Below are 24,760 nucleotides of genomic sequence, written 5' to 3'. Positions count from 1 at the left end.
CCTGGTGCTGTCGTGTCTGATCTGCCATGGTTGTCCGACAACTACCAGAAAGGGTGTAGATGGACCAGACGCGCACGGCTCCGGCTCCGGCGCCCGTCCGACTCGCGTCCGGGGGACCGGCACGGGATGCGTGGCCGCTGGACCAGGCGGTCGTGCACCTCAACCACGGCTCCTATGGCGCGGTGCCCACCGAGGTGGTGCGCCACCAGGACGAGCTGCGCCGGCAGGCCGACCTGAGTCCCGTCGCCTGGTTCCCCCGCGCGCCCGAGCTCGTCGCAGCCGCCCGCCGGGAGGTCGCGCCCTTCGTCGGCGCCCGGGCCGAGGACACGGCATTCGTGCCGAACGCATCGGCGGCCGCGACGGTCGTGCTCAACGCCCTGCGGCTGGAGCCCGGCGACGAGATCCTCGTCACCGACCACGGCTACGGCGCCGTCACCATGGGTGTCCGCCGGCTCGCCCGCCGCTTCGGCGCCCGCGTACGGACGGTCGCCCTCCCGCTCGCCGCGACGGCCGACGAGGTAGTCGAACGGTTCCGGGCCGAGCTGACCGGCGCCGTGCGCCTGGTCGTCGTCGACCAGATCACCTCGCCCACGGCGCGCCGCCTCCCGACCGCCCGTATCGCAGAGCTCGCTCACGAACGGGGCGCCCGCGTGCTGGTGGACGGCGCGCACGCCCCTGGCCTCATCGCGGACGCCGCGGCCGACGCCGGCGCCGACTGGTGGTTCGGCAACCTGCACAAGTGGCCCTGCGCCCCGCGCGGCTCGGCCCTGCTCGTCACGCAGGCCGCCGACCGGGACGACCTGTGGCCCCTCATCGACTCGTGGGGCGCCGAAGAGCGCTACCCCGAGCGGTTCGACACCCAGGGCACCATGGACACGACCAGCTACATCGCCTCACCTCGCGCCATCGACTTCGTCGAGCGGGAGTACGGCTGGGCGCGCGCCCGCGAGACCATGACGGCGCTCGCCGACCACGGCACCGCCGTCATCGGCGCGGCCCTCCAGCCGTACGTCGACGCCCCGGTGGCCACCGACGTCGGCATGCCCGTCGTGTCGATGCGTCTGCTCCGCCTGCCCGACGGGCTCGGACGGGACCGTACGGACGCCGACGAGCTGCGCCTGCGCCTGCTGGACCTCGCCGGCGTCGAGTCGGCCTTCACGAGCGTCGCGGGCGTCGGCTACCTGCGCCTCTCGGCGCACCTGTACACCGAGCCGCGCGACTTCGACGCGTTCGTCGAGCGGGCGGTTCCCCAGATCCTGGCGTTCGCCGACGAACGCCGAGGCCGCTGACCAGCGGCACGCCACAGTCATCACCCGAACGAGAAGAAGGAGAGGTGCGCACATGAATCGCACCCGAGCTGCCGTCATCGCGAGCCTGGCCACGATCAGCCTGTTCGCGCTCACCGCGTGTACCGGAGCCGGAGCCGCGCAGGACGGCGCCGTCCGCCTGCAGATGGTCGAGAGCCTCACCAACCCGGCCCGGACGGCGCTCCTCCGCGAGCTCCTGGACGAGTTCGAGGCGGAGAACCCCGGCGTCACCGTCGACCTCGTCTCGCCGCCCACGGACCAGGCCGACCAGAAGCTCCAGCAGATGCTGCAGTCGGGCAGGGGCATCGACGTCCTCGAGGTGCGCGACAGCACCGTCGGGGCGTTCAGCAACAACGGCTGGCTGTACGACCTGTCGGACGACGTCACCGGCTGGGCGGGCTGGGACGACCTCACGGACAACGCGCAGGCGGTCACCGCCGAGGACGGCGCCCGCTACTTCGTGCCGTACGGCTTCTACGGGCTGTCGCTCTTCTACCGCACCGACCTCGTCGAAGAGGCGGGTTTCGACGGCCCGCCGGCGTCGTGGGAGGAGCTGCTCGAGCAGGCCTCGGCGATCCAGGACCCCTCGCAGAACACCTACGGCTACGCGTTCCGCGGCGGCCAGAACGGGTTCAGCAACGTCGTCGCCGCCGTCGAGGCATACACGATCGACGACCTCGACGTGGAGGACGCCTACCGGCTCGAGGACGGGTCGACGATCTTCTCCGCGCCCGAGGCACAGGACGCCGTCGACACCTACTTCTCCCTGTTCGAGCAGGCGTCACCGCCGTCGGCAGTGTCGTGGGGCTACCCCGAGATGGTGGAGGGCTTCACCAACGGGTCGACGGCGTTCCTGCTGCAGGACCCGGAGGTCATCGCCACGGTGTCGGAGTCGACGACGATCACCGAGGACCAGTGGTCCACCGCCCCGCTGCTGACCGGCCCCACGGGCAAGGCGGCGCAGCCGCTCGCGACCGCCGGCTGGGGAGTAGCCGAGGCAAGCGAGCACAAGGAGGAGGCGGTCAAGCTCGTCGAGTTCCTCTCGGGCGAGGAGCCGGCGACCCGGTTCGCCCAGGGGAACAGCCTCGTGCCGATCATCGACGGCGCCGGTGAGGACCCCTTCTACTCCGAGGGCCCGTGGTCGAGCTACGTGACGATGACGGAGGACCCCGACACGTACGTCAACGTGGTGCAGCCGCGCGGCGTGAGCTGGTGGACCGAGTGGGAGCAGAAGGCGGACCAGGACGTGCAGGCGGTCCTGCTCGGCGACATGACGACGAGCGAGCTGCTCGAGGCGTGGGACACCTTCTGGACCGAGAAGTACGCCGCGGAGCAGTGACGACGTGACAGCCACAGCCATCCGTGCACCGCACGCCCGGGTCCAGCACGGGCCCGGGCGCCGCAGGACCTTCAGACGCCGGCACGCGCTGACGATCCTCGGGTTCCTGGCGCCCGCCATCGTCTTCGTCTGCTGGTTCACCTACTTCCCGATGCTGCAGGGCGCCCACATGGCGTTCCGCGACTGGAACCTGTGGGACCTGACCTCGACGCCGTGGGTGGGCCTGGCGAACTTCGCCACGATCGTGAGCGACCCGGTCTTCCCCGTGGTCGCGGGCAACACGGTCGTGTGGGTCGTCGGCTCGATCGTTCCGCAGCTCGTGATCGGGTTCCTCGTCGCGCTGGCGCTGTGGCGCCGCTTCCGCTTCCGCGGGCTCTACCAGGCGCTCGTGTTCTACCCGTGGGCTGTGTCGGGCTTCCTGGTCGGCATGCTGTTCCGCTGGATGTTCAACGCGGAGTTCGGCGTGGTCAACGACCTGCTGATGAAGGCCGGTGCCATCGAAGCGCCCCTGCCGTGGCTCGCCGAACCGCGGCTCGCCATGGTCGCCGTCATCACCGCCAACGTCTGGTACGGGGTGACGTTCTTCGCGATCATGATCCTGGCGGCCCTCCAGTCGGTGCCCGACGACGTCCTGGAGGCCGCCGCCATCGACGGGGCGGGAACCGTACGCCGGCTCTTCTCGATAGTCATCCCGTACATCTGGACCACGCTGGCGCTGACCGTGCTGCTCCGCGCTATCTGGACGTTCAACTCGCCCGAGATCATCTACGCGATGACCGCCGGTGGACCCGCGGGCCGGACGCACATCGTCACCACGTGGATGATCGAGTACACGCAGCAGGGCAGCTACGGCCTGGCCAGCGCGATCGGGCTGGCCGTCATGGTGGTCCTGTTCGTGTTCTGCGCCTTCTACCTGACGGCGATCAGGCGGGTGAACCAGCGATGACAACGCTCGTACAGACCACGAGAGTCGCGCCGGCGGCGCCACGACGGCGCCCGTCACGGGTGACCGCGGGCAGCGTGGCCAGGGTCGTGGGACTTGCACTGTGGCTGGTCCTGACCCTGTTCCCGCTGTACTGGGTGGTCGTGACCTCGTTCAAGTCACCGGGTTCGATCAACCGGTGGCCGCTGGAGTACTGGCCGTCCGAACCGTCGATTGACAACTACACGGAGCTGTTCGCAACCTCGAGCTTCGGCACGTTCATCGGCAACTCGCTGGTGGTCGCGCTCGTCGCCGGCGCCACGGCGACGCTCATCGCGTTGCTCAGCGCCTACGTCCTGGCCCGGTTCGAGTTCCGGGGCAAGGGCGCGGTGCTCGGGGCGTTCCTGCTCACGCAGATGATCCCGGCGTTCATCGCGCTCGGGCCGCTGTACGCGATGCTCGCCGATCTCGGCCTGGTCGACACGAAGCCGGGGCTCGCGCTCGTCTACGTCGCGATGTGCATCCCGTTCTCCACCGTGATGCTGCGCGGGTTCTTCGAGAACATGCCCGACGCGCTGGAAGAGGCGGCGATGATCGACGGGTGCTCGCGCCTGGGTGCGCTGTTCCGGGTGCTGGTGCCGGTCATGGCGCCGGGGATCGTCGCTGCCTTCATCTTCAACTTCGTGAACTGCTGGAACGAGCTGTTCCTGTCCGTCGTGCTGATGAACTCCGATGCCAACAAGACGATCCCGGCGGCGCTCAACGGCTTCATCTCGACGTTCAACATCGCCTGGGGCCCGATGTCGGCCGCCGCGGTGCTCACGGTCCTGCCGACCATGGTGCTGTTCGCTCTGGCGAGCCGCTGGATCGTCGAAGGGCTAACTGCAGGGTCCGTCAAGGAGTAGCGCGCATCCGGATCCGAGCGGCATCTCGGAGCCAAACGCCCTTTATGTAGGGTTTGCCGGATGGACGTCCTGCTGACCCAGCTGCCCGCGATGATCGGTGTCCTGATCGGCGTGGTCGGGACGCTCGTCACCACGGCAGTCGCGGACGCGGCGCGTTGGCGACGCGAGCAGCGGGTCCGGTTCGACGAGCGGCTCCTCGATGTGAGCGCGGAGTACGCCGCGGCGATCCGCGAGATCGTCCAGACCCTCGCCAGCATGACGGCGCACGTGCGGCCGGGCGAGAAGTCGCCGCCGCTCACCCCCGAGGAGGGCAAGTCGATCTTGGACGCCGCCAACCGGCGAAGGATGCTGGCATGGGAGTCGCTGTGCCTGGTGGCGGACGACGCCACGGTCAAGGCCGGCAGTGACCTGTGGTCGGCGGTGCGTCCGCTGCAGTACGCGGTTCGAGACCTGGCAACCTTCAGCCCTGATGATTGGGAACCGCTGGACAGGGTCGTGCGGGCCCAGCAGAGGGACTTCTATCAGGCGGTGCGCCGGAGCCTCGCGATCGGGCCGCTGGGCGTGCCGGTCAGCCGGTACGAACGGGCAGCGCAGAGCACGTAATTCGCCGGACCTCGTCGGCTGGACTACCTAGGATCGCCGTATGCCGAACGAGGTCCCCGCACCGATCCACCCCGCCGTCGAGAAGGTCACCGCCGCGCTCGCGGAGGCCGGCGCCGTCGGCCAGGTCCGCTGGCTGGACGACGCCGCGACGACCGCCGCGCTCGCCGCCGAGTTCCTCGGCATCGCGGTAGGTCAGATCGCGAACTCGCTCGTGTTCCTGTTCGACGGCGAGCCGACCCTCGTCCTCACCTCCGGCGCGCACCGCGTGGACACGGCATGGCTGGGGGAGCGGCTGGGCGTGTCCATCACGCGGGCGTCGAAGGAGCAGGTCAGAGCTGCGACGGGCCAAGTGATCGGCGGCGTCGCGCCCGTGGGTCACCCGGCGCCGGTGCCGACCTACGTCGACACGGCGCTCGCCGCCTACGACGAGGTATGGGCGGCGGCCGGCCACGCCAAGACCGTCTTCCCGACGACGTTCGACGAGCTGGTCCGCATCACGGGCGGTACGCCGACGGCGGTGGCTCCGGAAGGCTAGCGAACCCCCGTCACGTTCAGCCGGATCGACAGCAGCAGGTTCGTCGCGGTCACGTACAGCACGTTCCGCTTGGGCCCGCCGAACGTGAGGTTCGAGCACACCTCGGGCAGCAGCAGCTTGCCGAGCAGGGTGCCGTCCGGGTGGAAGCAGTGCAGGCCGTCGTGGGCGGCTACCCAGAGCCGGCCCGCGTCGTCGACCCGCAGACCGTCGAAGCCGCCGGCGTCGGAGGTACCGAGCACCTCGCCGCCTGACAGAGAGAGGTCGGGCTGGACGTCGAAGCGGCGGAGGTGCTCGCGCCGGGTGTCCACGATGTAGAGGGTCTGCTCGTCCGCGGAGAAGGCGAGTCCATTCGGGCGGATGAAGTCGTCGGCGACCCGGGTGACCGACCCGTCCGGGTCGCGGCGGTAGACGTGGCAGCCGTCGATCTCGGGCGTGGCGCGATGTCCCTCGTAGTCGCTGTCGATGCCGTAGCTCGGGTCCGTGAACCACACGCTCCCGTCGCTGCGCTCGACCAGGTCGTTGGGGCTGTTGAGGCGTTTTCCCTGCCAGCGGTCGGCCAGCACGGTGACGGTTCCGTCGGGCTCGGTGCGGGTCACCGAACGGGTGCCCTGCTCGCACTGGAGCATCCGGCCCGCGCGGTCGATGGTGCGTCCGTTGGCGTAGCCGCCCGGGCTGCGCCAGACGCCGACGCCGCCGGTCGCCTCGTCCCAGGCGAGAACCCGGTCGTTCGGGATGTCGCTGACCAGCAGGGTGCGCCAAGCGGGCGAGTAGGCCGGCCCTTCGAGCCAGCTCCCCTCGTCGAAGAGCACCTTGACGTACTCGTCCCCGTTGACGGCGCCGAATCGCTCGTCACGGCGCTCCCACTGGGCGCGGATCCTGGTCACGGTCACGTCTGGCTCCTTTGATCTGGCTGGTGCCCAACCCGGGCGGGGACATCATCGCGCCCATAGCGCCGGGCCAACTGACGAATGTTCAGCAGGTACCTGCCGGCGGCTGGGGTCGGGCTAGACCTTGCCGAGCACTTCCTCGACCGTCGTCACCTCGATCAGCGGCGCGTACAGCCGCATGATCTCCAGGGCGCGCTCGTGGTTCTCCGCCGTCGAGCCCGCGCAGGCGTCCTCGACCACGAGCACCCGGCGGCCCGCGTCGGCGGCGGCGAGCGCCGTCGAGATCACGCAGCAGTCGGTGGCCACACCGGCGAGCACGAGCTCGCCTGATCCGCCGGCGGCGGCCTCCAGCTCGGGGCCCCACTTGCTGAACGTGGTGCGCGTGACGACGGGCACCCCGTCGTCCACGACGTCGGCCAGGTCGGCGATCTCGTACAGCGGGTCGTGCTCGGGCACGAGCGCGAACGGCCACTGGTCGAAGTAGGCGCGCCAGGCGCCGTCGGGCACCGCGGGGGCTACGTACCTGGTGAGGACGGTGCGGCCCGCGAAAGCGGGGAGCAGGCGGCGCGTACCGGCGAGCGCGTCCGGGTAGTCGGGCGCGGCCCAGGGGCTCGACGGGCGGGCGAAGACGTCCTGCATGTCGATGACGACCAGGGCGGCGTCCGGCCCGGGGACGGCCGCGCCGTCGGTCATCGCTCCTCCTGGCGGCGCACCGCGCGGGCGCTCAGCAGGAGTGTCCCGACGAACCCGATGGCCAGGGCGACGAGCACGCCCAGGTTGGCGAACGCCCAGCTGCCCTCGACCCCGCCCAGCGGGCCGAGCAGGTAGCCCTGCCAGGCCAGCCACGGCGCGTAGGTGTTGGTCACCAGCCCCCAGCCGACGGCGGTGCCGGCCAGGACCAGGAGCACGGCGGCCCAGTTCACGGATCCGTACCGGCCGGAGGAGTCGTACAGGTCGGCGTCGGTGTAGTCGCGGCGGCGCAGCAGGATGTCGGCGAGCAGCACGCCGCACCAGGCGGCGATCGGCACGCCCAGCGTGATCAGGAAGCCCTGGAAGGGGCCGATGAACGAGTCGGCGACGAACACGACGTAGATCGCGCCGACGATCATGAGCGCGCCGTCGATGGCGGCCGCGACCCAGCGCGGCGCGGGCAGGCCCAGGGACAGCAGGGCCAGGCCGGAGGAGTAGATGTCGAGCGCGGCGCCGCCGATCAGCCCCGCCAGCGCGACGACGGCGAACGGGATGAGGAACCAGGTGGGCAGGAGCGTCGACAGGGCGCCGATCGGGTCGGCGCCGATCGCCTCGTTCAGCTCGGGGTCGGAGCCGGCGAGCAGCAGGCCGAACGTCAGCAGGACCAGCGGGGCCAGCGAGGCGCCCAGGGTGGTCCAGCCGACGATCCGCGGGCCGGAGGCGGTGCGCGGCAGGTAGCGCGAGTAGTCGGCGGCCATGTTGACCCAGCCCAGGCCGAACCCGGTCATCATGAACACGAGCCCGCCGACCACCTGCGGGCTGGCGCCCGCGGGAATCGCGGCGACGGTGGCCCAGTCGATGTGGTCGGCCACGAGGATGATGTAGACGACGGTGAGCACGGCAGTCAGCACCGTGATGACCACCTGCAGCCGCATCACCAGGTCGAACCCGAAGATGCCCGCGACGACCACGATGCTCGCCACGACCACGAGGGCCACGACCTTGGTGGCCGTGCCGCCACCCCAGCCGAGGGCCCCGAGCACCGTCGACGTCGCGAGCGTGGCCAGGGCGACGAGGACCGTCTCCCATCCCACGGTGAGGATCCACGACAGCAGCGACGGAAGCCTGTTGCCCTGCACGCCGAACGCCGCCCGGGACAGCACCATGGTGGGCGCCGACCCACGCTTCCCGGCCAGCGAGATGAACCCGCAGAACAGGAACGACACCACGATGCCGATCGCGCCGACGACCACGGCCTGCCAGAACGACACGCCGAACCCGAGGAGGTAGGAGCCGTAGCCCAGCCCGAGCACCGACACGTTGGCCGCGAACCACGGCCAGAACAGGTCGCGCGGCGACCCGCGCCGCTCGGACTCGTCGATCGTGTTGAGGGCGTTGGTCTCGACTGCCGTGGGGGCGGGAGCGCTCATGGCGAAGATCCTGCCACCCGGATCCCGATACGCACGAGGGCCCGCACCGTGTGGTGCGGGCCCTCGTTGTGGTGCGCGGTCGAGCGTGGTCCAGCGTGGTTTGTCAGCCGACGCGGATGAACGTCGGGCTGTCCTGCCAGATCTCGGTGTAGCGGACGGTCTCGCCCGGGACCGGGGCCTCGACCTGCATGCCGTCGCCCGCGTAGATGGAGACGTGGCCGGGGCTCCAGATGAGGTCGCCCGGCAGTGCCTCGGCCGCGGAGACCACGGTGCCGGCGTAGCGCTGCTCCGCCGAGGAGTGCGGCAGCTCGATGCCGACCTGGGCGTAGACGTACGACGTGAACCCGGAGCAGTCGAACCCGGCGGGGGTCGAACCAGCCCAGACGTACGGCACGCCGAGGTACTGCATGGCGATGGAGACGATGTCGGAACCGGCGGCAGAGGCCGGGACAGCCTCTTCCACCTCCTCCTCCACGGGCTCGGCGGCGGCCTGCTCCTCGACGGGCTCGGCCTCGACGACGGGCTCCGGCTCGGGCTCGGGCTCCGGCTCGGGTGCCGGCGTCACCTTTATCGTCCCCGTCTCCAGGGCGAACTTGCTGTCGGCGGCGACCTTCACGGCCGGCGCGGTCAGGGCCGGCGCCGTGGTCACGGCCTGGGCAGCCTCCGCGGTCACGGCCTGCGCCGCCACCGCGTTCGTGGTGTCCGTCAGGATGTCGAGCTCGGCGGTGGCCGGGCTGTTGTCGGACACCGGCGCGGCGTCCGCGGGGACGCTGAGCAGCGAGACGACCAGGCCCGACCCGGCGGCGACGAAGGCGCCACGACGGGCGACGCTCGAGATGCTCCGCGCCGCGGCGCGGGAGAGAGGAGTCAGCGGTGTGATGGGTCTGCGGGCAGCACGATGGCGCCCAGGCGTGCGTGTAGTCACGTGTGGTCTCCTGACGCCTACGAAGTGAGCTGTCGGATTCGGATCGGAGATGACCCGGCCGCGGTACTTTCCGTGCGGCTTCACCCCAAGGGCACCGGTGGTGCCCGACTTCGTGGTTCCCCCGTCCCTGTCATCGGGTAGGTGCTGATCTCGGGGGCGGTGACAGGGTTCGGCGTCCGCCTCGAGTACTCGTAGCTCTCCCACGAGCGGACCGACGCTAACCCGGGACGGTTCAAAAGTCACAATCGCGTTACGGTCGTGGGGTACGTATATGTCTGGCTTGACCCGTTTATCAAACGTGGGCTATGTCACTGTGCGCGGCGCGGGCGCCGTCCCCGAATGGAACGGCGCCCGCGTGTGCGCAGGTTTACAGGGCCAATTCCGGCCGGACGTTGTGGTTGCGGGCGAACAGGTTGCTTGGGTCGTACTGCCGCTTGACCGCCGCAAGCCGGCGATACGTCTGCGTCGGATAGACCGCTGCCACGTCCTCCTCGGTCGCCGACGCGAGGAAGTTCGCGTAGGCGCCGCCGACGTGCGGCGCGAGCTTCTCCCAGATCGCGTCCAGGCCAGGGCGCGCGGCCTCGACGACCGGCTTCGGGCCACCGGTGAAGGTGGTGACCATCAGCTCCGCGTGGCGGTGCGCGTAGGCGGTGGCGTCGTCGGCGACCCGCGAGACCGCCCCGGTGACGTGGTGGATGGAGATCGACGGCGAACCCTGCGACGTCCCGACCCCGGCAAGGATCTGCAGGATGTCGGGCACCGACTCCCGGCCGACGAAGGCGTTCCGGGCCACCACCTGGATGCCGGGCGGCGGGGTCGCGCCCTCGGCGAGGATGTCCGCGTAGGGCTTCAGCGCGACGTCGTCGGCCACCACCGTCCCGAGCCCACGGATCGGGTCGATGGCCTGGGCCGCGAGCTCCGGGTCGTCACCGTCGAAGGTGACGTGGATCTCGACCGGTGCCTCGGGACCGCCGGCAAACGGGTTGGCCATGTTCGCGACGGACGTGAGCTCTTCCGGGGCGGTGCGGAGGTAGCCCGCCCAGCCCTGGAGCACGTCGGCGGCCTCCGCCGCCGGGAAGGTCACCTTGCCGAAGAAGACGCCGGTCGTCAGGTGCGCCGCGAACTCGAAGGCCGTCACGATCCCGAGATTGCCGCCGCCGCCACGGATCGCCCAGAACAGCTCCGGGTTCTGGTCGGCGCTCGCGGTCACGACCTCGCCGTCGGCCGTGACCAGCTCCGCGCCGACCACGTTGTCCAGTGCCAGGCCGTACTTCCGGACCTTCCAGCCGATGCCGCCGCTCAGCGTCAGCCCGCCGACGCCGACGCTCTTGGTGTCGCCCGAGGAGATCGCGAGGCCGTGCGGGGCCAGGGCTGCCGCTACCTGGCCCCAGGTGGCGCCGCCGCCGATCCGCACGAGGTGGCGTTCGTCGTCGACGATCTCCACGCTCGCGAGCTCGCTCAGATCGATGACGACGCCGCCGTCGTTGGTGCCGAAGCCCGGAAAGCTGTGCCCGCCGCCGCGTACGGACAGCGCGAGCCCCGAGCCGGAAGCAAATCCGACGGCCGCCCGCACGTCCCCTACGTTCTTGGGCCGGAGGACAAAGGCCGGGCTGCCCGCGGTGAGCACCGAGCGGCTGGCCGACTCGTACCCGGCTCCGCCCGGTTCGATGATGTCGCCGCCGAAGTCACGGCGAAGGGTTTCGAGCGCTGAAGTCATGACGTTCCTTCCACAGGGGAGTCGCGGTGTGTGCTGCACCGAACGAACAGATGACTCCCCGGGCCCGATGGGTGTGACCGCATGGCGATGTGACCTGGGTCACACAGTGGCCGCGTGGTTCAGAGCTCGCCCATGAGGTCGAAGTCGAACCCCTCGGCGCGCGCGATGTAGAGGCGATGCTCGGCATGGTTGCCCCGAAACCGCATGGGGCCGCGCGGCCCTTCGTACACGAGGCCGTCCACAGAGCGGTCGGTAGCGGCCACGGCAGCGCTACCCGCCCGCTCGACGATGGTCCGGAGCGCGAAGATGCCCTCGTAGCAGGCCTCGGCGGCCGCCCCGACGGCGGGGGCGTGCACGCCGTGGTGGGCCGTGTAGCGCCCGATGAGGTCGAGCGCCCCGCCCGTGGCCAGGCTCCGGAACCAGCCGCCGGTCGAGTACAGGTTGGCGGTGCCGCCCGTGCCGCTGCCCATGAGCATGTTCTCCTCCATGAGCGTGCTCAGGCGGACCATCCGGTCGTCCAGGCCCTGCCGGGCGAACGCACGGTTGAACCGGACCGCGTTCTGCCCGACCATCAGCATCAGCACGCCGTCGGCGCCCGAGGTCTCGATGTCGTTCACGACGCCGCCCAGCTGGGTGGCGCTCGCGCCCTGCTCGTTCAGGAACCTGGCGCCGGCGAACTCCACCCCGAGGGACGCGACCTGAGTGGACAGCACCTGGAACGTGCGCCGCGGCCAGGCGTAGTCGTCCCCGACGACGTACCAGCTGCGCACCCCGAGCTCGGCCCGCAGCCGGGAGATGGCGGGGAACAGCTGGGCCGACGGGACCTCTCCGGTCACGTAGAGGCCGGGCCGCGTCTCGGCGCCCTCGTAGGCCGCCGGGTAGACGTAGGGCACCCGGCGCTGCACCAGCGGCACGACGGCGTTGCGCACCGCCGACGTGTGCCAGCCGGTCAGAGCGTGGATGCTGCCCGCCATCAGCACCCCGGCCACCTGACGCCGCAGGATCGCGAGCGGCTGGCCCGCGTCGAGGAACTCGGCACGCACAGGGCGGCTGAGGATCCCGCCCGAGGCGTTCATCTCGGCGACGGCCAGCTCGGTCACTGCCTGGCACGACGGTCCGTAGATGCCTCCGGGACCCTGGAAGTGCAGGAGCGCGCCGATGACGAAGTCCGACATGACGCTCCGTCCCCGTAATGGGCCCTTTCTCCTGGGCTCGGCCAGTGTTGGCGGGTAGTGTACGAGCACACAGGGAGGGCACGCGATCATGCGCACTGCGAGCGAGACGGCGACGGCTACGCCCCACGACGACGTGGATGACGCGATGGCCGTCGCGATGCTGCGTGAGTCCGTCCTGGCCGCTCGGCGCGCAGCCAGGAACGCCGCTGAGGTGCTCGGCCCGGAGGGCTACACGCTCGACGAGTGGCTGGTCCTCGACGTCCTGGGCGACGGCGACGGCCTGACGATGTCCCAGCTGCGCGAGGCGGTGCTCGCCGACAAGGCGACCCTCGGCCGCCGGGTCGACGACCTCCTCACCAAGGCCCTCGTCTACCGCGAGGTCGACAGCTTCGACCGCCGTGTGATCCGCGTCTTCCTCTCGTCACGCGGCCGCGACGTCCTCTCACGCCTGACGGCGCGGCTGGCGCAGAGCTAGCTCTGGGGTACTACTTCTCCGGTGCCTCCCCATCAATCCTGACCTTGGCCCCGGTGCCCCGAAGCCACCGCGCGATCCACTTCGCGTCCGACTCGCTCAACCCAGCCGCGATGACCACGGGCACCTCGCTCGTGGCCGCGGCGTCCGCGGCGGGGCCGGCGACCTTGAGGTCGCCGTTCAGCATGCTGAAGGCGAAGAATGCGAACCGGGCCCGGCGCTCCTGGACCACGGAACATGTCCCGGAACCGAGCCAGATCGGGAGCGTGGCCGTCTGCGGGAGGCGCCGAACGAGGTGCCCGGTCATGGTCTCGAGTCGCGCGATCGCCGATCCGAGCGGCAGGCCGAGTCCGGCCATGGCGAGGATAACGACCAGCCAGAGCTGGGTGGTCGTGGCCGCCTGGTCCTCGCTCAGCCAGGACAGGCCGCCGCCGACGGCAAGGCCAAGGGCGACCAGTCCAAGTGCGAGGGCGCGCTTCTTGCCCAGGCGCTTGCCGACCACGACGAGCATCCCGAGCGTCGCGGTGGTCCACAGGCCGAAGAGGATCTGATCGACGAATGACCAGAGCCAGTCGCCCCATTGGATCAGCGGCCAGCCGGGACCAGTCAGGACGGCGGCGAAGGCGACGCCCGTCCACAGGTCGGGTTCGTCAGGTTCGTCCATCTCAGCCTCTCGCTCGTGTCCTGGAGCGGATGCGGCAACCCTCAGGGCACTGGTCGTGTTCCGCGCAGTCTGCGGCGCACGTCGACAACCAGGCTGTGGCGTCCATGGCTAACCCTGGCTGATCTGTTCAGTACAGCCCGCAGACCCTACCCACAGCCGAACCCAGTTCAGCGCCCCCGGCACCGACTGAAACCACCCAACGCGCCGCCGAGGCGCTCACGACCTGCCGAGTCAATACACCTAATCCGTCGGCCTACCCCTCCGCTGGGGAGTGAGGAGGAGAGCCCCCACACCCCACACCACCAGCAGCACCACCGTCAGCACTACCCCGTAGGGTTCGAGGCTGACGGAGGCTCCCGGGACCCAGCCGAGCCAGGGGGCATGCTCGATGGCGACCTGTACCAGCGTCACCGTGCCGATACACAGTGCAGCCAGCGCAGACACACCAGTGACGACGACGTCATAGCGCACCCGCGCCGGCGCCGGGACACCGGCGCTCCCACCGTCGGTCCGGGCGTGCGTGTAAGCGCGCCGGGCCACCGCGCCCTGGGCCGAGTCCAGCATCGACATGCCCGCGGCGAAGAGCACCGCGAGCGGCAGGGCCGAGTACCACGCGACCTGGCCGAGGGCGGCGGACGCCGTGATCGCCAGCAGGCCGATCTCCGCGGCCGTGTCGAACCCGAGGCCGAACACCAGCCCCACGACGTACATCCGGGCCGGCGTGTCCGTGGACCACTCGAAGCGGCGCAGCGCCCAGGTGACCGGCCCGCCGGTGTGGTGGTGCGCGTGCCCGCGCAGCGCACGGCGCAGCATGACGATGTTGACGGCCGCGATGGCCAGCAGGAACGTCCCCGATACGAGCGGCCCCCAGACCCCGGTGGCCCTGCGCAGCGGCGACGACTCGTCGCCGAGCATCGGCGCCAGGGCGTGCACGCCGAGCGTGAGGAGCAGAGCCGCGCCCAGGACCACCGTCGAGTGCCCCAGCGAGAACCAGAGGCCGACGCCGCGTGCGTCCCGGTCCGCGCGGACCAGCCTGCGCGTGGTGTTGTCGATGGTCGCGATGTGGTCGGCGTCGAACGCGTGCCGGAGGCCCAGTGCGTAGGCCGCCAGCCCCATGGCGACGGTGATCGCCCCGGCTCCGCCGTCGACGAGCAGAGCCGCGGCCAGGCCGCCGATCCCGACCAGGTGGAGCGCGACGACGACGGGGACCGTCGAGCTCCGGCGCTCGCGGTGCTCGAGGTGCTTGTGGCTGACCGGGCGGCAGGCGTTCTGGTCGGCGGGCGTGCTGTTGGTCATGTGTCCTCCGAGGGCCGGGATTCCTGACTCCGGTTCAGCAGGCTCGGCAGAGCCATAACTCCTGGCTTTCCGGCACTCATGAGCCTGCTGAACCACGGTCAGGAGTGAGCTCGAGGGGGCTGAGGTGCGTGGCCGCCCCGAGCCAGCGGGTGAGGACGCCGCCGCGTTCGAGGTGGAGCGTTGTCGCGTCGCCGAGGCCGGGCGTCTCGCCGGCGCCCGACGCCGTGCCGGGCCGGTCGTGGCCGCCGTCGGGGCTCCCGCCGAGACTGCCGTGCACACGGGTGAGGGTGTCGATCACGGGGTGGTCGCCGAGGACGCCAGGAACGGGGCGGTCGCCCGCGGCAGCCAGCTCTTCGACGAGGATCGGGCCGACGCCGTCGGCGATGTCGGTGCGCAGCAGGACGCGGCCGCCGCGTTCGCCGGACCGCCCCAGCACCACGGTCTCCCGCAGCGTGAGGCCGGCCCCCGCGCCGAGCCGCGCCGTCGTCGTGCGCCGCACGTCCGCGCCGCCGGCCACGACGAACGGCAGGCCCGCCCAGGCCAGGCCGGCCCCCGGCCCGAGGCGGATGTCGGCGTCCCATCGGCAGGCCTGCCCGTCGCCGTCGTACGCGACCGTCCCGCCGACGTCGGTGAGCGTGAGCGCGCACCCCGAGTCCACCTGGACGCTGACGACCACGTGGTCACCGCCGAGCAGCATGGCCCCGCCCGCGACGAGCGCCACCTCCGCGCGGGCACCGTCCCGGGCGACGAGCCGCGCCGCCAGCAGCCCGTCGGAGGTCCGGACGCGCACGGGCGCGCCAAACCCCGTCGGGCGTTCGACCGCCACCCGGGTCACCCGCGTGGCGGACGGCGCCGGCAGGCCTGCGTGCAGCATCGGCCGGTCAGTGCGCGTGGGCGTGGTCGTGCGCTCGGCCATCGTCGTCGTGGCTGTGCACGTAGCCACCGTCCTCGTCGGCGTGGAAGTGCGGCGCCATGGGGCCGGGGTCCTGGGCCACGTGCGCGCCCGCGCGGAAGCTGGTCAGCACGCCGAGAACCCAGGCCCGCAGCTCGGCGACCGAGGCGTCGTCGCTGCGGGAGAGCGCCACGACCGCACGGTTCTCGCGCGCCGCCGACGCGTCCGCGACCATCTGGGCGACGTCCACGCCGACGTGCGGCGCGAGGTCGGTCTTGTTCACGACGAGCAGGTCGGCCCGGCCGATCCCGGGACCGCCCTTGCGGGCGACGTCGCCGCCGCCCGCGACGTCGAGCACGAAGATCTGGGCGTCGACGAGCGCCGGGGAGAACGTGGCGGTGAGGTTGTCCCCGCCGGACTCGATGATGACCAGGTCGAGCGGGTCGAAGTCGCGCTCAAGGTCCTCGGTGGCCAGAAGATTCGCGGTGACGTCGTCGCGGATCGCGGTGTGCGGGCATGCCCCCGTCTCCACGGCGCGGATGCGTTCCGGTTCGAGCACGCCCGCCGAGCGCAGGAACCGCGCGTCCTCGTCGGTGTAGATGTCATTGGTGATCACGCCGATGCGGAGCTCGGCGCCGAGCGCGCGGCAGATGGTCGCGATCAGGGACGACTTGCCGACCCCGACCGGGCCGGCGACCCCCAGGCGGAGGGCGCGGGCGGGGGCTCGACCCTCGCCGGACAGGGGAGCGGAGACCGATGCGGACACGGGATCAAGCGCGGAATCAGGCACGGAACAACCTTTGGCTCAGGAGGGCGTGGGCCTGGGCCCAGCCCTCGGTCTGCGGGGAGCCGGAGGCCGGGATCTCCTCCGGGGTGGTGCACGCCGCGACGCGGAGCACGTGCTGCTCCGCCGCGGCGCACGCTTCGAGGACCCAGCGCGCGGGCGTGACCGGGTCGAGCGGTTCGAGCTTGAGCAGGGCCGACGCCGCCGTCTGGGCGTCGTCGTACACCGTGAGGCGCACCGTGTCCGCGGCGGGCAGGCCGGTCGCGGCGGCGACCGCCCCCAGGACGATCGCTCGGGGGAGCGGCCCGTGGACGGCATCGTGCGCGACGAGAGCCCGCACGGCGGGCGCGTCCGGCCACAGGGTGCGCGCGAGGCGCAGGTACCCGCGGCCGAGCAGCCGGGCGGCGTCGCGCAGCGCCGGGGCGGGCGTCCGGGCCGCCCACGCGCCGACGACGTCGGCGAGCCCGAAGCTGTCGAACGGATCGGCGACCTGGGCGCCGTCGGACGCTCCGGCGGATGCCCCGGTGAGCGGCCCTTCTGACGCCGCCGCGAACAGCCGCGCTGTCACCACGGCGGTGCCGGCCTCCACGAGGCTCACGGTCGTCGCGCGCCCGACCAGCCAGGCGGGCACCGCACCGGTCGGCATGCCGCCCAGCAGCGCGGGCTCGAGGCTGGCCGAGTGCGCGTGCCCGCCGCTGGGCAGGCGGGCGTCCGCGAGCAGCATCGCCACCGACAGGGCGTGGGGTGAGGTCATGTGCGCGGCCCTAGAACATCGAGTAGAGCTGGGCGAGCGGCAGGCGCACCGCGGGCGCCGGCTCGACGAGGTCGCCGTCCACCCGGATCTCGAACGTGTCCGGCCGGATGTCGATCCGGGGCAGGGCGTCGTTGTTGCGCATGTCCGCCTTCCCGACGCCGCGGGTCGGGGCGACGGCGGCCAGCTCGCGGCGCAGCCCGAGCCGGTCTGCCAGCCCGTCCTCGATCGCCGCCGGGGCCACGAACGCGAGCGAGAGGTCGCCCGCTATCGCGTCTCCGAACGCGGGACGTTGCAGCACCGGCTGCGGCGTCGGGATGGACGCGTTGGGGTCGCCGAGCGCGGCCCACGCGATCACCCCGCCCTTGAGCACGACGTCGGGCCGGACGCCGAAGAACCGCGGGTCCCACAGGACGAGGTCCGCCAGCTTGCCGGGCTCCACCGAACCCACATGGGCGTCGATGCCGTGGCCGATCGCCGGGTTGATCGTGTACTTGGCGACGTAGCGGCGCGCGCGCTCGTTGTCCGCGGGCTCGGAGCTCCCCAGCGGGCCGCGGCGGTGCTTCATGACGTGCGCCACCTGCCACGTGCGGGTGATCACCTCGCCGATGCGGCCCATCGCCTGGGCGTCGGACGACGTGACCGACAGCGCGCCCATGTCGTGCAGCACGTCCTCCGCGGCGATCGTCGTCGCGCGGATTCGGGACTCGGCGAACGCCAGGTCCTCGGGGACCGCCGGGCTCAGGTGGTGACAGACCATCAGCATGTCGAGATGCTCGGCCACCGTGTTGACCGTGTGGGGGAGGGTCGGGTTCGTCGAGCCCGGGATGACGTGCGGCAGGCCGGCGATCGTCAGGATGTCGGGCGCGTGCCCGCCGCCCGCGCCCTCGACGTGGAAGGCGTGGATCGAGCGGCCGCCGATGGCGTCGATGGTCGACTGCACGAACCCCGCCTCGTTGAGCGAGTCCGAGTGCAGTGCGACCTGCAGCCCCCACTCCTCGGCTCCGCGCAGGGCGGCGTCCAGCGCGGCCGGGGTGGCGCCCCAGTCCTCGTGGATCTTGTAGCCGCCCGCGCCGGCCAGGGCCTGCTCGGCCAGGGCGTCGGCGTTGACGGTGTTGCCCTTGCCGAGCAGCAGCACGTTCACCGGCACGGGGTCGAGGGCGCGCAGGATGTGGCGCAGGTGCCCCGCCCCGGTGACGGTCGTGGCCTTGGAGCCCTCGGACGGGCCGGTGCCGCCGCCCGCGACCGTCGTGATGCCCGTGGCCAGCGCCTCGTGCAGCTGCGACGGCGACAGCAGGTGGACATGGGAGTCGAACGCTCCGGCAGTAAGGATCCGCCCCTCGCCGGAGATGACGTCGGTCGAGGGCCCGATGACCAGGTCGGGATGGACGCCGTCGGCGATGTCCGGGTTGCCCGACCGGCCCAGGGCGACGATGCGCCCGTCGCGCAGCCCGACGTCGGCCCGCACCACGCCCCACCAGTCCAGCACGACGGCGTTCGTGATGACCGTGTCCAGGGCGCCCTGCGCGCGCGTGCGGGTCGACTGCGCCATCGACTCCCGGATCGACTTGCCCCCGCCGAACACCGCCTCCTCGCCGCCGGCCGTACGGTCCTCGGTCACCTCGATCCACAGGTCGGTGTCGCCGAGGCGGACCTGGTCGCCGACGGTCGGGCCGAACAGGGCCGCGTATCGCTCGCGGTCCACCCATGCCATCAGCGTTCCCCCTGCTCGTCGTCGGACGCAGGGCTCTGGAGGCCCGGCCTGCCGGGGGCCGGTGGGCCCGTGACCGGCCCCAGCGCGCCGCCGTCGCCCTTTCCGCGCTGGATACCCGGGACGCGCCTGGCCCCGCGGATCGCCACGGCGTCGACCAGGCGGCTCGCACCCGGCTCGAACCGCTGCGACGTGCCGGAGGGCACGTCGAGCCGGAACCCGTACGCGGCCTCCCGGTCGAACTCGAGGTCCGTGTTGGCGTCGGGCAAGTGCAGGTGGGAGCCGATCTGGACGGGCCGGTCGCCGGTGTTCAGGACGACGAGGCGCAGGCGTTCGTGCGGAGCGCGGTCGGCGTTGATCTCGATGCGGCCGGGCGCGACCCGGACGGCGCCCGGCCCGGTGGAAGTGTGGGCTGACATGTGGCCTCCTACTGGACCGGGTGGTGCAGGGTGACGAGCTTGCGACCGTCGGGGAACGTGGCCTCGACCTGCACGTCGACGAGCATCTCGGGGACGCCGTCCATGACCTGCTCGCGGACGAGGACCTCGCGGCCGGTGTCCATGAGCGTGGCGACGTCGGCGCCCTCGCGTGCCCGCTCGATCACCCAGCAGGACAGCAGCGCCACGGACTCCGGGTAGTTGAGCAGCACGCCGCGCGCCAGGCGGTCGCGCGCGACCATCCCGGCGGTGGCGAGGAGCAGCTTCTCGGTATCGGCAGGTGTCAGACGCACACCCCCACCCCCCTTTCCAAGACTTGGTTGTGGGCGCGATCGTTGCGCCTAAACCGGTCGGATAGTCGCAACGGTCGCGCCCACAACCAACGGCCGGTCATAGGGTTAGCGCCTTGCGGGCGGCTGCGGCCGCGGTCGGGACGCCGCCTTGTCCGCGGTGGGCGACGCGGCCCGAGGTGAGCACGGCGAACTCGGCGGCGTGCTCCACCGCGTAGCCGATGTGCTGCTCGACCAGCAGCACGGAGAGGCTGCCGGCGCCGGTGAGCGTCGAGATCGCGGCGTAGATCTCGGTCACGACGTTGGGCTGGATGCCCTCGACCGGCTCGTCGAGGACAAGCAGCGTCGGCCCGGTGACCAGCGCCCGCGCGATCGCGAGCTGCTGGCGCTGCCCGCCGGACAGCAGCCCGGCCTGGCGGCCGAGCAGGTCCCGCAGCGCGGGGAAGAGGTCGAGCGCCTCGTCCGTCCGACGTCGGCCCGCCCGCCCGTGCGCGTCCGCGACCACCTGCAGGTTCTCCCGCGCGCTGAGCTGGCCGAACGACTGCTGGCCCTGCGGTACGTACGCGATCCCGCGCCGCACCCGCTTGTGGGGCGCGAGCGCCGTGACGTCCTCGTCGGCGAGCCGCACCGACCCGGCGCGCAGCGGCAGCAGGCCCAGCACGGCCCGCAGCAGGGTCGTCTTGCCCGCGCCGTTGTGGCCCAGTACTGCGGTGAGCGCGCCGTCGGGGACGGTCAGGTCGACGCCGTGCACCACCGTCGTGCGCCCGTAGCCGGTGGTCACGCCGCTCAGCTCCAGCATCACGCGAGGTCTCCTTGTGTGGGGGCGCCGAGGTACACCTCGACGACGGCGGGGTCGTTCTGCACCTCGTTCACCGTGCCCTCCGCCAGGACCCGCCCCTGGTGCATGACGGTCACGGAGTCGGCGAACGAGCGGAGGAACTCCATGTCGTGCTCGACGACGACGACTACCCGCTGCGACCCGATGCGGCGCAGCAGCTGCCCGGTCTCCTCGCGTTCGGCCTGGGTCATCCCGGCCACCGGCTCGTCGAGCAGGAGCAGGTGAGCGTCCTGGACGAGCAGCATCCCGATCTCCAGCCACTGCTTCTGGCCGTGCGCGAGCACGCCGGCCGGCACGTCGCGCAGCGCCGTCAGCCCGACCGTCTCGAGTGCGTGCTCCACCGCCTCCGGCGTGGCCGGACGGCGCCGGAGCAGCGTGAGCGGCGCACGCCGGGCGCCGGCCGCGATGTCGAGGTTCTGCAGCACGGTCAGCTCCTCGAAGACGCTCGCGGTCTGGAACGTACGTCCCACCCCCGCGCGGGCGATGCGGTGGGTGCTGCGCCCGAGCAGCGCCGTCCGGCCGAAGCTCACGGAGCCCGTCGCCCGGACGAGCCCGGTCACCGCGTCGATGAGCGTCGTCTTGCCCGCGCCGTTCGGGCCGATGAGGAACCGCAGGTCACCCTGCGTGACCGTGAGGTCGACGTCGCGCACCGCGACGAACCCGTCGAACTCGACGCGCAGCCCGCGCACCTCCAGGTAGTCGTGCTTGAAGCGGTCGGCATCGGTCCCGAGCAGCGCCTCGGCCGCGGCCAGGTCGATCTCTGTCTCGGGCTGCTGCTCGGTCGATGACATCTCGCTCATGCTGGGCTCCCCTCGGGTGCACGACGGCGCAGCTTCCCGGCGACCGACGCGAGGCCGCCCGGCAGGAACGCGATGACCAGGATGAACAGCGCTCCCTGGAAGTAGATCCAGCCCGAGGGGAACTGCTCGGAGATCGAGGTCTGGGCCCAGCTCACGGCAATCGAGCCCAGCACCGGGCCGAGCAGGGTCGCCCGCCCGCCGATCGCCACCCCGATGAGGAAGCCGATCGACGGCACGACGCCGACGTCGGCCGGCGAGACGATCCCGGCGATCGGCACGAACAACGCTCCGCCGACCGCCGCCATCACCGCCGCGACGACGTAGGCGACGACCTTGACGGCGGCGGGGTCGTAACCGAGGAACCGGACGCGGTCCTCCTGGTCGCGTACGGCTACCAGCAGCTCCCCGAACCGGGAGACGGTCAGCTGGCGCACGATGGCAACCATCAGCAGCAGCACCGCGGCGGCGATCAGGTAGAGCATCTGCTTGTTGACCGGGTCGGCCAGGTCGTAGCCGAAGAACGCCCGGAAGCCGTTGAGCCCGTTCGTCCCGCCGGTGGTCTGCTGCTGGCCGATGAGCAGGATCGCGAAGGCCGCCGCCAGCGCCTGGGACAGGATCGCGAAGTACGCGCCCCGGACCCGGCGGGTGAACACGGCCCAGCCGAGCAGCGCTGCCAGCGCCGCCGGGACGACCAGGATCAGCAGGATCGCCGAGACCGGCGACCGCAGCGGCTCCCACCAGCCCGGCACCTGTCCCGTGCCGTACAGGAGCATGAAGTCCGGGACGCCGCCCGGTCCGGCGTCGGCCAGCTTGAGGTGCATGGCCATCAGGTAGGCGCCGAGGCCGAAGTAGACCCCCTGGCCCAGGGTGAGCAGCCCGCCGCGGCCCCACGCCAGGCCGATCCCGACGGCGACCATCGCCAGGCAGAGGAACTTGGCGAGCAGGTCGAGGCGGAACGGGCTGAGCACCAGGGGCGCGAGGAGCAGCAGGACCGCGGCGAGGCCGAACGCCGCGAGCGTCCGGGTGCGGCCCGGCCGCAGCAGAGTGGTGAGGACGGTCATGCGAGACTCCTCGTCCGGACCGAGACCAGCCCTTGGGGTCTGAGCTGCAGGAAGGCCACGATCGCGACGAACACGAGCACCTTGGCGACCGAGGCCGTCGTCGAGTACTCGAAGAACGCCTGCATCAGGCCGAGGGCCATCGCCGCGATCACGGTGCCCTTGATCTGGCCGATGCCGCCGGCCACGACGACCAGGAACGCGTCGACTATGTAGTTGGTCCCGAGCGTCGGGCCGACCGAGCCGAGCAGCGTGAGCGTGACGCCCGCGATGCCGGCCAGGCCGGACCCGATGAAGAACGTGACGCGGTCCGTCGCCCGCGACGAGATGCCGGATGCCTCGGCCAGGTCCCGGTTCTGCACGACGGCGCGGATCCGCCGCCCGAGCGGCGTGGCCCGCAGGGCCAGCGCCAGGGCGACGACGCACACGATGGCGAGCGCCAGGATGAACAGGCGGGTCCTGGGCAGCGCGAGCCCGCCGATCTCGACGGCGCCCGACAGCCATGCGGGTGCGCGGACGTCCACGTTGGGCGCGCCGAACACGTCCCGCGCGACCTGCTGGAGCACGAGCGCGACACCCCAGGTGACGAGCAGCGTGTCCAGCGGCCGGCGGTACATGCGGTGGATGAGCGTGGCCTCCAGGAGCAGGCCGAGCAGACCTCCGACGACGAACCCGAGCGGGAGCGCGAGGAGGAGGCTCACGCCGGCGTCGCCCACGACACCCTGGATGACGAACGCCGTGTAGGCGCCGGCCATCATGAACTCGCCGTGGGCCATGTTGATGACGCCCATCTGGCCGAAGGTCAGAGAGAGCCCGAGGGCGGCGAGGAGGAGGACGGAGCCGAGGCTCAGTCCAGCGAAGAGCTGGGCGATGATGTCCATCGAGGTCCGTTTCGGTCTGTCTCGTGTCGGCCCGGGGTCAGGACAGGCCGTCTGCCCAGTCGTAGCCCTCGAGGTACGGGTCCGGCTCGATGGGCTCCTCGGAGCTCCACTCGGTGTGGATCAGGCCGTCCGCGCCGATCTTGCCGATGAGGGCGGTCTTGGCGATGTGGTGGTTGTCGCCGTTCACCACTACCTCGCCCTCCGGAGCGTCGAAGGTGACGCCGTCCGCCGCGGCGGTCACGTCCTCGACGGCGAACGACTCCGCCTTCTCGACCATCGCCTTCCAGAGGTAGAGCGAGGTGTAGGCGGCCTCCATCGGGTCGGACGTGGGCCGGTCCTCGCCGTACTCCGCCTTGAAGGCCTCGACGAACGCGGTGTTCGCGGGGCTGTCCACGGTCTGGTAGTAGTTCCACGCGGTGAGCTGGCCCTCGACGTTCTCGATGCCGATGCCGCCGACCTCTTCCTCCGCGATGGACACCGAGACGACCGGCATGTCGTCGGCGGACATCCCGACGTTCTTGTACTCCTTGAAGAACGCGACGTTGGAGTCGCCGTTGAGCGTGTTGAACACGGCGTCGGCGTCGGCGGACTTCACCTTGTTGACGATCGTGGAGAAGTCGGTGTGGCCGAGCGGTGCGTACTCCTCGCCGACGATCTCGATGTCGTGGGCCTCGGCGTAGGCGTTGATGATCTTGTTCGCCGTGCGCGGGAAGACGTAGTCCGAGCCGACCAGGAACAGCGACTTGGTGCCCTGCTCCACGAGGTAGTCCAGGGCGGGCACGATCTGCTGGTTGGTCGTGGCGCCGGTGTAGAAGATGTTCGGCGAGGACTCCAGGCCCTCGTACTGCACCGGGTAGAACAGCAGGGAGTCCTGCGCCTCGAAGACCGGCAGCATCGCCTTGCGCGAGGCCGACGTCCAGCCGCCGAACACGGCGGCGACGCAGTCGCTGGTGATGAGCTTGCCGGCCTTCTCGGCGAAGACGGTGGGCTCGGACTGGCCGTCCTCCGAGACGATCTCGAGCTCCTTGCCGAGCACTCCGCCGTCGGCGTTGATCTCCTGGGCGGCGAGCTCGAGGGAGTCGTGGACCGTCTGCTCCGAGATGGCCATCGTGCCGGACAGCGAGTTGAGGAAGCCGATCTTGACGGTGTCACCTGACGTGTCGACGCAGCTCTCGGCCGAGGCTGACGTGTCGCTCCCGGCGTCGACGCGCGCCCCGCAGGCGCTCAGGGCGACAACACAGAGGGCAGCGAGTGAGACGGTGCTCAGACGCGTCGCGCCGTAGCGTGACGTGGACCGAAGACGCATGGGGGATGCTCCGTTTCGTGGCCGTCGGCCCGGTGTGGGCCGACCGGTTAGGTTCAAATGAACCTAAGTGGACGGAGATGTCGCTCCCGTTCTTCCGCTGTAACTTTCGTGTTTCCCTGCGGCCCGTCGTGTTTCCTCGGTGGTG

At 71.4% G+C, this 24,760-nt stretch carries 26 protein-coding genes and 1 riboswitch; of the genes, 7 read left to right on the top strand and 19 right to left on the bottom strand.

Annotation, left to right across the window (positions count from 1 at the left end; translation table 11 throughout):
- The first annotated feature begins 59 nt into the window (after nucleotides 1-59).
- Genes IE250_RS14750 through IE250_RS14725 form a run of 6 tightly spaced genes read left to right on the top strand, consistent with a single transcriptional unit; the run spans nucleotide 60 to nucleotide 5,611 of the window.
- Nucleotides 60-1,289, top strand: a complete 1,230-nt coding sequence (locus tag IE250_RS14750) for an aminotransferase class V-fold PLP-dependent enzyme (RefSeq protein WP_189670028.1) — start codon at nucleotides 60-62, stop codon at nucleotides 1,287-1,289.
- A 52-nt stretch (nucleotides 1,290-1,341) separates the two neighbouring features.
- A complete protein-coding gene (locus IE250_RS14745) occupies nucleotides 1,342-2,646 on the top strand; it encodes an ABC transporter substrate-binding protein (protein ID WP_189670027.1) in 1,305 nt (434 codons plus the stop codon).
- A gap of 4 nt (nucleotides 2,647-2,650) precedes the next feature.
- Nucleotides 2,651-3,592 (top strand): carbohydrate ABC transporter permease, encoded by a 942-nt coding sequence (locus IE250_RS14740; RefSeq protein WP_189670026.1) that lies wholly within the window; start codon nucleotides 2,651-2,653, stop codon nucleotides 3,590-3,592.
- Nucleotides 3,589-4,473 carry a carbohydrate ABC transporter permease gene (locus tag IE250_RS14735; protein ID WP_229872472.1) on the top strand — a complete coding sequence of 295 codons (885 nt, stop codon included), beginning with the start codon at nucleotides 3,589-3,591 and terminating at the stop codon, nucleotides 4,471-4,473. Before IE250_RS14740 ends, IE250_RS14735 begins: the two co-directional genes overlap by 4 nt.
- Nucleotides 4,474-4,533: 60 nt before the next feature.
- Entirely contained in the window at nucleotides 4,534-5,076 is a 543-nt protein-coding gene (locus tag IE250_RS14730; RefSeq protein WP_189670025.1) for a hypothetical protein, read from the top strand.
- Between the two features lie 40 nt (nucleotides 5,077-5,116).
- A complete protein-coding gene (locus IE250_RS14725; RefSeq protein ID WP_189670024.1) occupies nucleotides 5,117-5,611 on the top strand; it encodes a YbaK/EbsC family protein in 495 nt (164 codons plus the stop codon).
- Here the strand turns inward: IE250_RS14725 and IE250_RS14720 are convergent.
- The 6 genes from IE250_RS14720 to IE250_RS14695 form a co-directional block, all read right to left on the bottom strand.
- On the bottom strand, nucleotides 5,608-6,501 hold the full coding sequence (locus tag IE250_RS14720; RefSeq protein WP_229872471.1) for an SMP-30/gluconolactonase/LRE family protein: 894 nt from the start codon (nucleotides 6,499-6,501) through the stop codon (nucleotides 5,608-5,610). The genes IE250_RS14725 and IE250_RS14720 overlap by 4 nt on opposite strands.
- 114 nt (nucleotides 6,502-6,615) lie before the next feature.
- Nucleotides 6,616-7,191, bottom strand: coding sequence for a cysteine hydrolase family protein (locus IE250_RS14715; RefSeq protein ID WP_189670023.1), 576 nt, complete (start codon nucleotides 7,189-7,191; stop codon nucleotides 6,616-6,618).
- Nucleotides 7,188-8,618: a purine-cytosine permease family protein gene (locus tag IE250_RS14710; RefSeq protein ID WP_189670022.1), complete on the bottom strand. Its 1,431-nt coding sequence runs from the start codon at nucleotides 8,616-8,618 to the stop codon at nucleotides 7,188-7,190. Before IE250_RS14710 ends, IE250_RS14715 begins: the two co-directional genes overlap by 4 nt.
- Nucleotides 8,619-8,721: 103 nt before the next feature.
- Nucleotides 8,722-9,543: a C40 family peptidase gene (locus tag IE250_RS14705; RefSeq protein WP_189670021.1), complete on the bottom strand. Its 822-nt coding sequence runs from the start codon at nucleotides 9,541-9,543 to the stop codon at nucleotides 8,722-8,724.
- A riboswitch (cyclic di-AMP (ydaO/yuaA leader) is annotated at nucleotides 9,544-9,697 on the bottom strand.
- A 213-nt stretch (nucleotides 9,698-9,910) separates the two neighbouring features.
- Nucleotides 9,911-11,260: an FAD-binding oxidoreductase gene (locus IE250_RS14700; RefSeq protein WP_189670020.1), complete on the bottom strand. Its 1,350-nt coding sequence runs from the start codon at nucleotides 11,258-11,260 to the stop codon at nucleotides 9,911-9,913.
- Nucleotides 11,261-11,379: 119 nt separating this feature from the next.
- Nucleotides 11,380-12,435: a substrate-binding domain-containing protein gene (locus IE250_RS14695; RefSeq protein WP_189670019.1), complete on the bottom strand. Its 1,056-nt coding sequence runs from the start codon at nucleotides 12,433-12,435 to the stop codon at nucleotides 11,380-11,382.
- Nucleotides 12,436-12,523: 88 nt separating this feature from the next.
- On the opposite strand from IE250_RS14695, the gene IE250_RS14690 reads away from it, so the two are divergent.
- A complete protein-coding gene (locus IE250_RS14690) occupies nucleotides 12,524-12,910 on the top strand; it encodes a MarR family transcriptional regulator (protein WP_189670018.1) in 387 nt (128 codons plus the stop codon).
- 10 nt (nucleotides 12,911-12,920) lie between these two features.
- Here IE250_RS14690 and IE250_RS14685 read toward each other — a convergent pair whose 3' ends face one another.
- The 13 genes from IE250_RS14685 to urtA all read right to left on the bottom strand — a co-directional run bounded on the left by IE250_RS14685 (nucleotide 12,921) and on the right by urtA (nucleotide 24,615).
- On the bottom strand, nucleotides 12,921-13,571 hold the full coding sequence (locus tag IE250_RS14685) for a hypothetical protein (RefSeq protein WP_189670017.1): 651 nt from the start codon (nucleotides 13,569-13,571) through the stop codon (nucleotides 12,921-12,923).
- Between the two features lie 240 nt (nucleotides 13,572-13,811).
- On the bottom strand, nucleotides 13,812-14,867 hold the full coding sequence (locus IE250_RS14680; RefSeq protein WP_189670016.1) for a HoxN/HupN/NixA family nickel/cobalt transporter: 1,056 nt from the start codon (nucleotides 14,865-14,867) through the stop codon (nucleotides 13,812-13,814).
- A 76-nt stretch (nucleotides 14,868-14,943) separates the two neighbouring features.
- Nucleotides 14,944-15,783 carry an urease accessory protein UreD gene (locus IE250_RS14675; protein WP_189670015.1) on the bottom strand — a complete coding sequence of 280 codons (840 nt, stop codon included), beginning with the start codon at nucleotides 15,781-15,783 and terminating at the stop codon, nucleotides 14,944-14,946.
- Nucleotides 15,749-16,501 carry an urease accessory protein UreG gene (gene ureG / locus IE250_RS14670; RefSeq protein WP_229872511.1) on the bottom strand — a complete coding sequence of 251 codons (753 nt, stop codon included), beginning with the start codon at nucleotides 16,499-16,501 and terminating at the stop codon, nucleotides 15,749-15,751. Before ureG ends, IE250_RS14675 begins: the two co-directional genes overlap by 35 nt.
- 40 nt (nucleotides 16,502-16,541) lie before the next feature.
- Complete coding sequence (locus IE250_RS14665; protein ID WP_189670013.1) at nucleotides 16,542-17,297, bottom strand: urease accessory protein UreF; 756 nt, start codon at nucleotides 17,295-17,297, stop codon at nucleotides 16,542-16,544.
- A 10-nt stretch (nucleotides 17,298-17,307) separates the two neighbouring features.
- On the bottom strand, nucleotides 17,308-19,008 hold the full coding sequence (locus tag IE250_RS14660; RefSeq protein ID WP_189670012.1) for an urease subunit alpha: 1,701 nt from the start codon (nucleotides 19,006-19,008) through the stop codon (nucleotides 17,308-17,310).
- Complete coding sequence (gene ureB / locus IE250_RS14655) at nucleotides 19,008-19,424, bottom strand: urease subunit beta (RefSeq protein ID WP_189670011.1); 417 nt, start codon at nucleotides 19,422-19,424, stop codon at nucleotides 19,008-19,010. Before ureB ends, IE250_RS14660 begins: the two co-directional genes overlap by 1 nt.
- Nucleotides 19,425-19,432: 8 nt before the next feature.
- On the bottom strand, nucleotides 19,433-19,735 hold the full coding sequence (locus IE250_RS14650) for an urease subunit gamma (protein WP_189670010.1): 303 nt from the start codon (nucleotides 19,733-19,735) through the stop codon (nucleotides 19,433-19,435).
- Nucleotides 19,736-19,832: 97 nt separating this feature from the next.
- Entirely contained in the window at nucleotides 19,833-20,531 is a 699-nt protein-coding gene (locus IE250_RS14645; RefSeq protein ID WP_189670312.1) for an ATP-binding cassette domain-containing protein, read from the bottom strand.
- On the bottom strand, nucleotides 20,531-21,370 hold the full coding sequence (gene urtD / locus IE250_RS14640) for an urea ABC transporter ATP-binding protein UrtD (RefSeq protein WP_229872470.1): 840 nt from the start codon (nucleotides 21,368-21,370) through the stop codon (nucleotides 20,531-20,533). The genes IE250_RS14645 and urtD overlap by 1 nt, the downstream gene beginning before the upstream one ends.
- On the bottom strand, nucleotides 21,367-22,431 hold the full coding sequence (urtC, locus tag IE250_RS14635; RefSeq protein ID WP_189670009.1) for an urea ABC transporter permease subunit UrtC: 1,065 nt from the start codon (nucleotides 22,429-22,431) through the stop codon (nucleotides 21,367-21,369). The genes urtD and urtC overlap by 4 nt, the downstream gene beginning before the upstream one ends.
- Entirely contained in the window at nucleotides 22,428-23,309 is an 882-nt protein-coding gene (urtB, locus tag IE250_RS14630; RefSeq protein ID WP_189670008.1) for an urea ABC transporter permease subunit UrtB, read from the bottom strand. The genes urtC and urtB overlap by 4 nt, the downstream gene beginning before the upstream one ends.
- Nucleotides 23,310-23,346: 37 nt before the next feature.
- Nucleotides 23,347-24,615: an urea ABC transporter substrate-binding protein gene (gene urtA, locus IE250_RS14625; RefSeq protein WP_189670007.1), complete on the bottom strand. Its 1,269-nt coding sequence runs from the start codon at nucleotides 24,613-24,615 to the stop codon at nucleotides 23,347-23,349.
- Nucleotides 24,616-24,760 lie beyond the last annotated feature (145 nt).

The organism is Promicromonospora soli, from assembly GCF_014653785.1.
Classification (GTDB): Bacteria; Actinomycetota; Actinomycetes; order Actinomycetales; family Cellulomonadaceae; genus Promicromonospora; species Promicromonospora soli.
The sequence above is the reverse complement of the archived record's forward strand: the minus strand, read 5'-3'. Positions and strand labels throughout refer to the sequence as shown.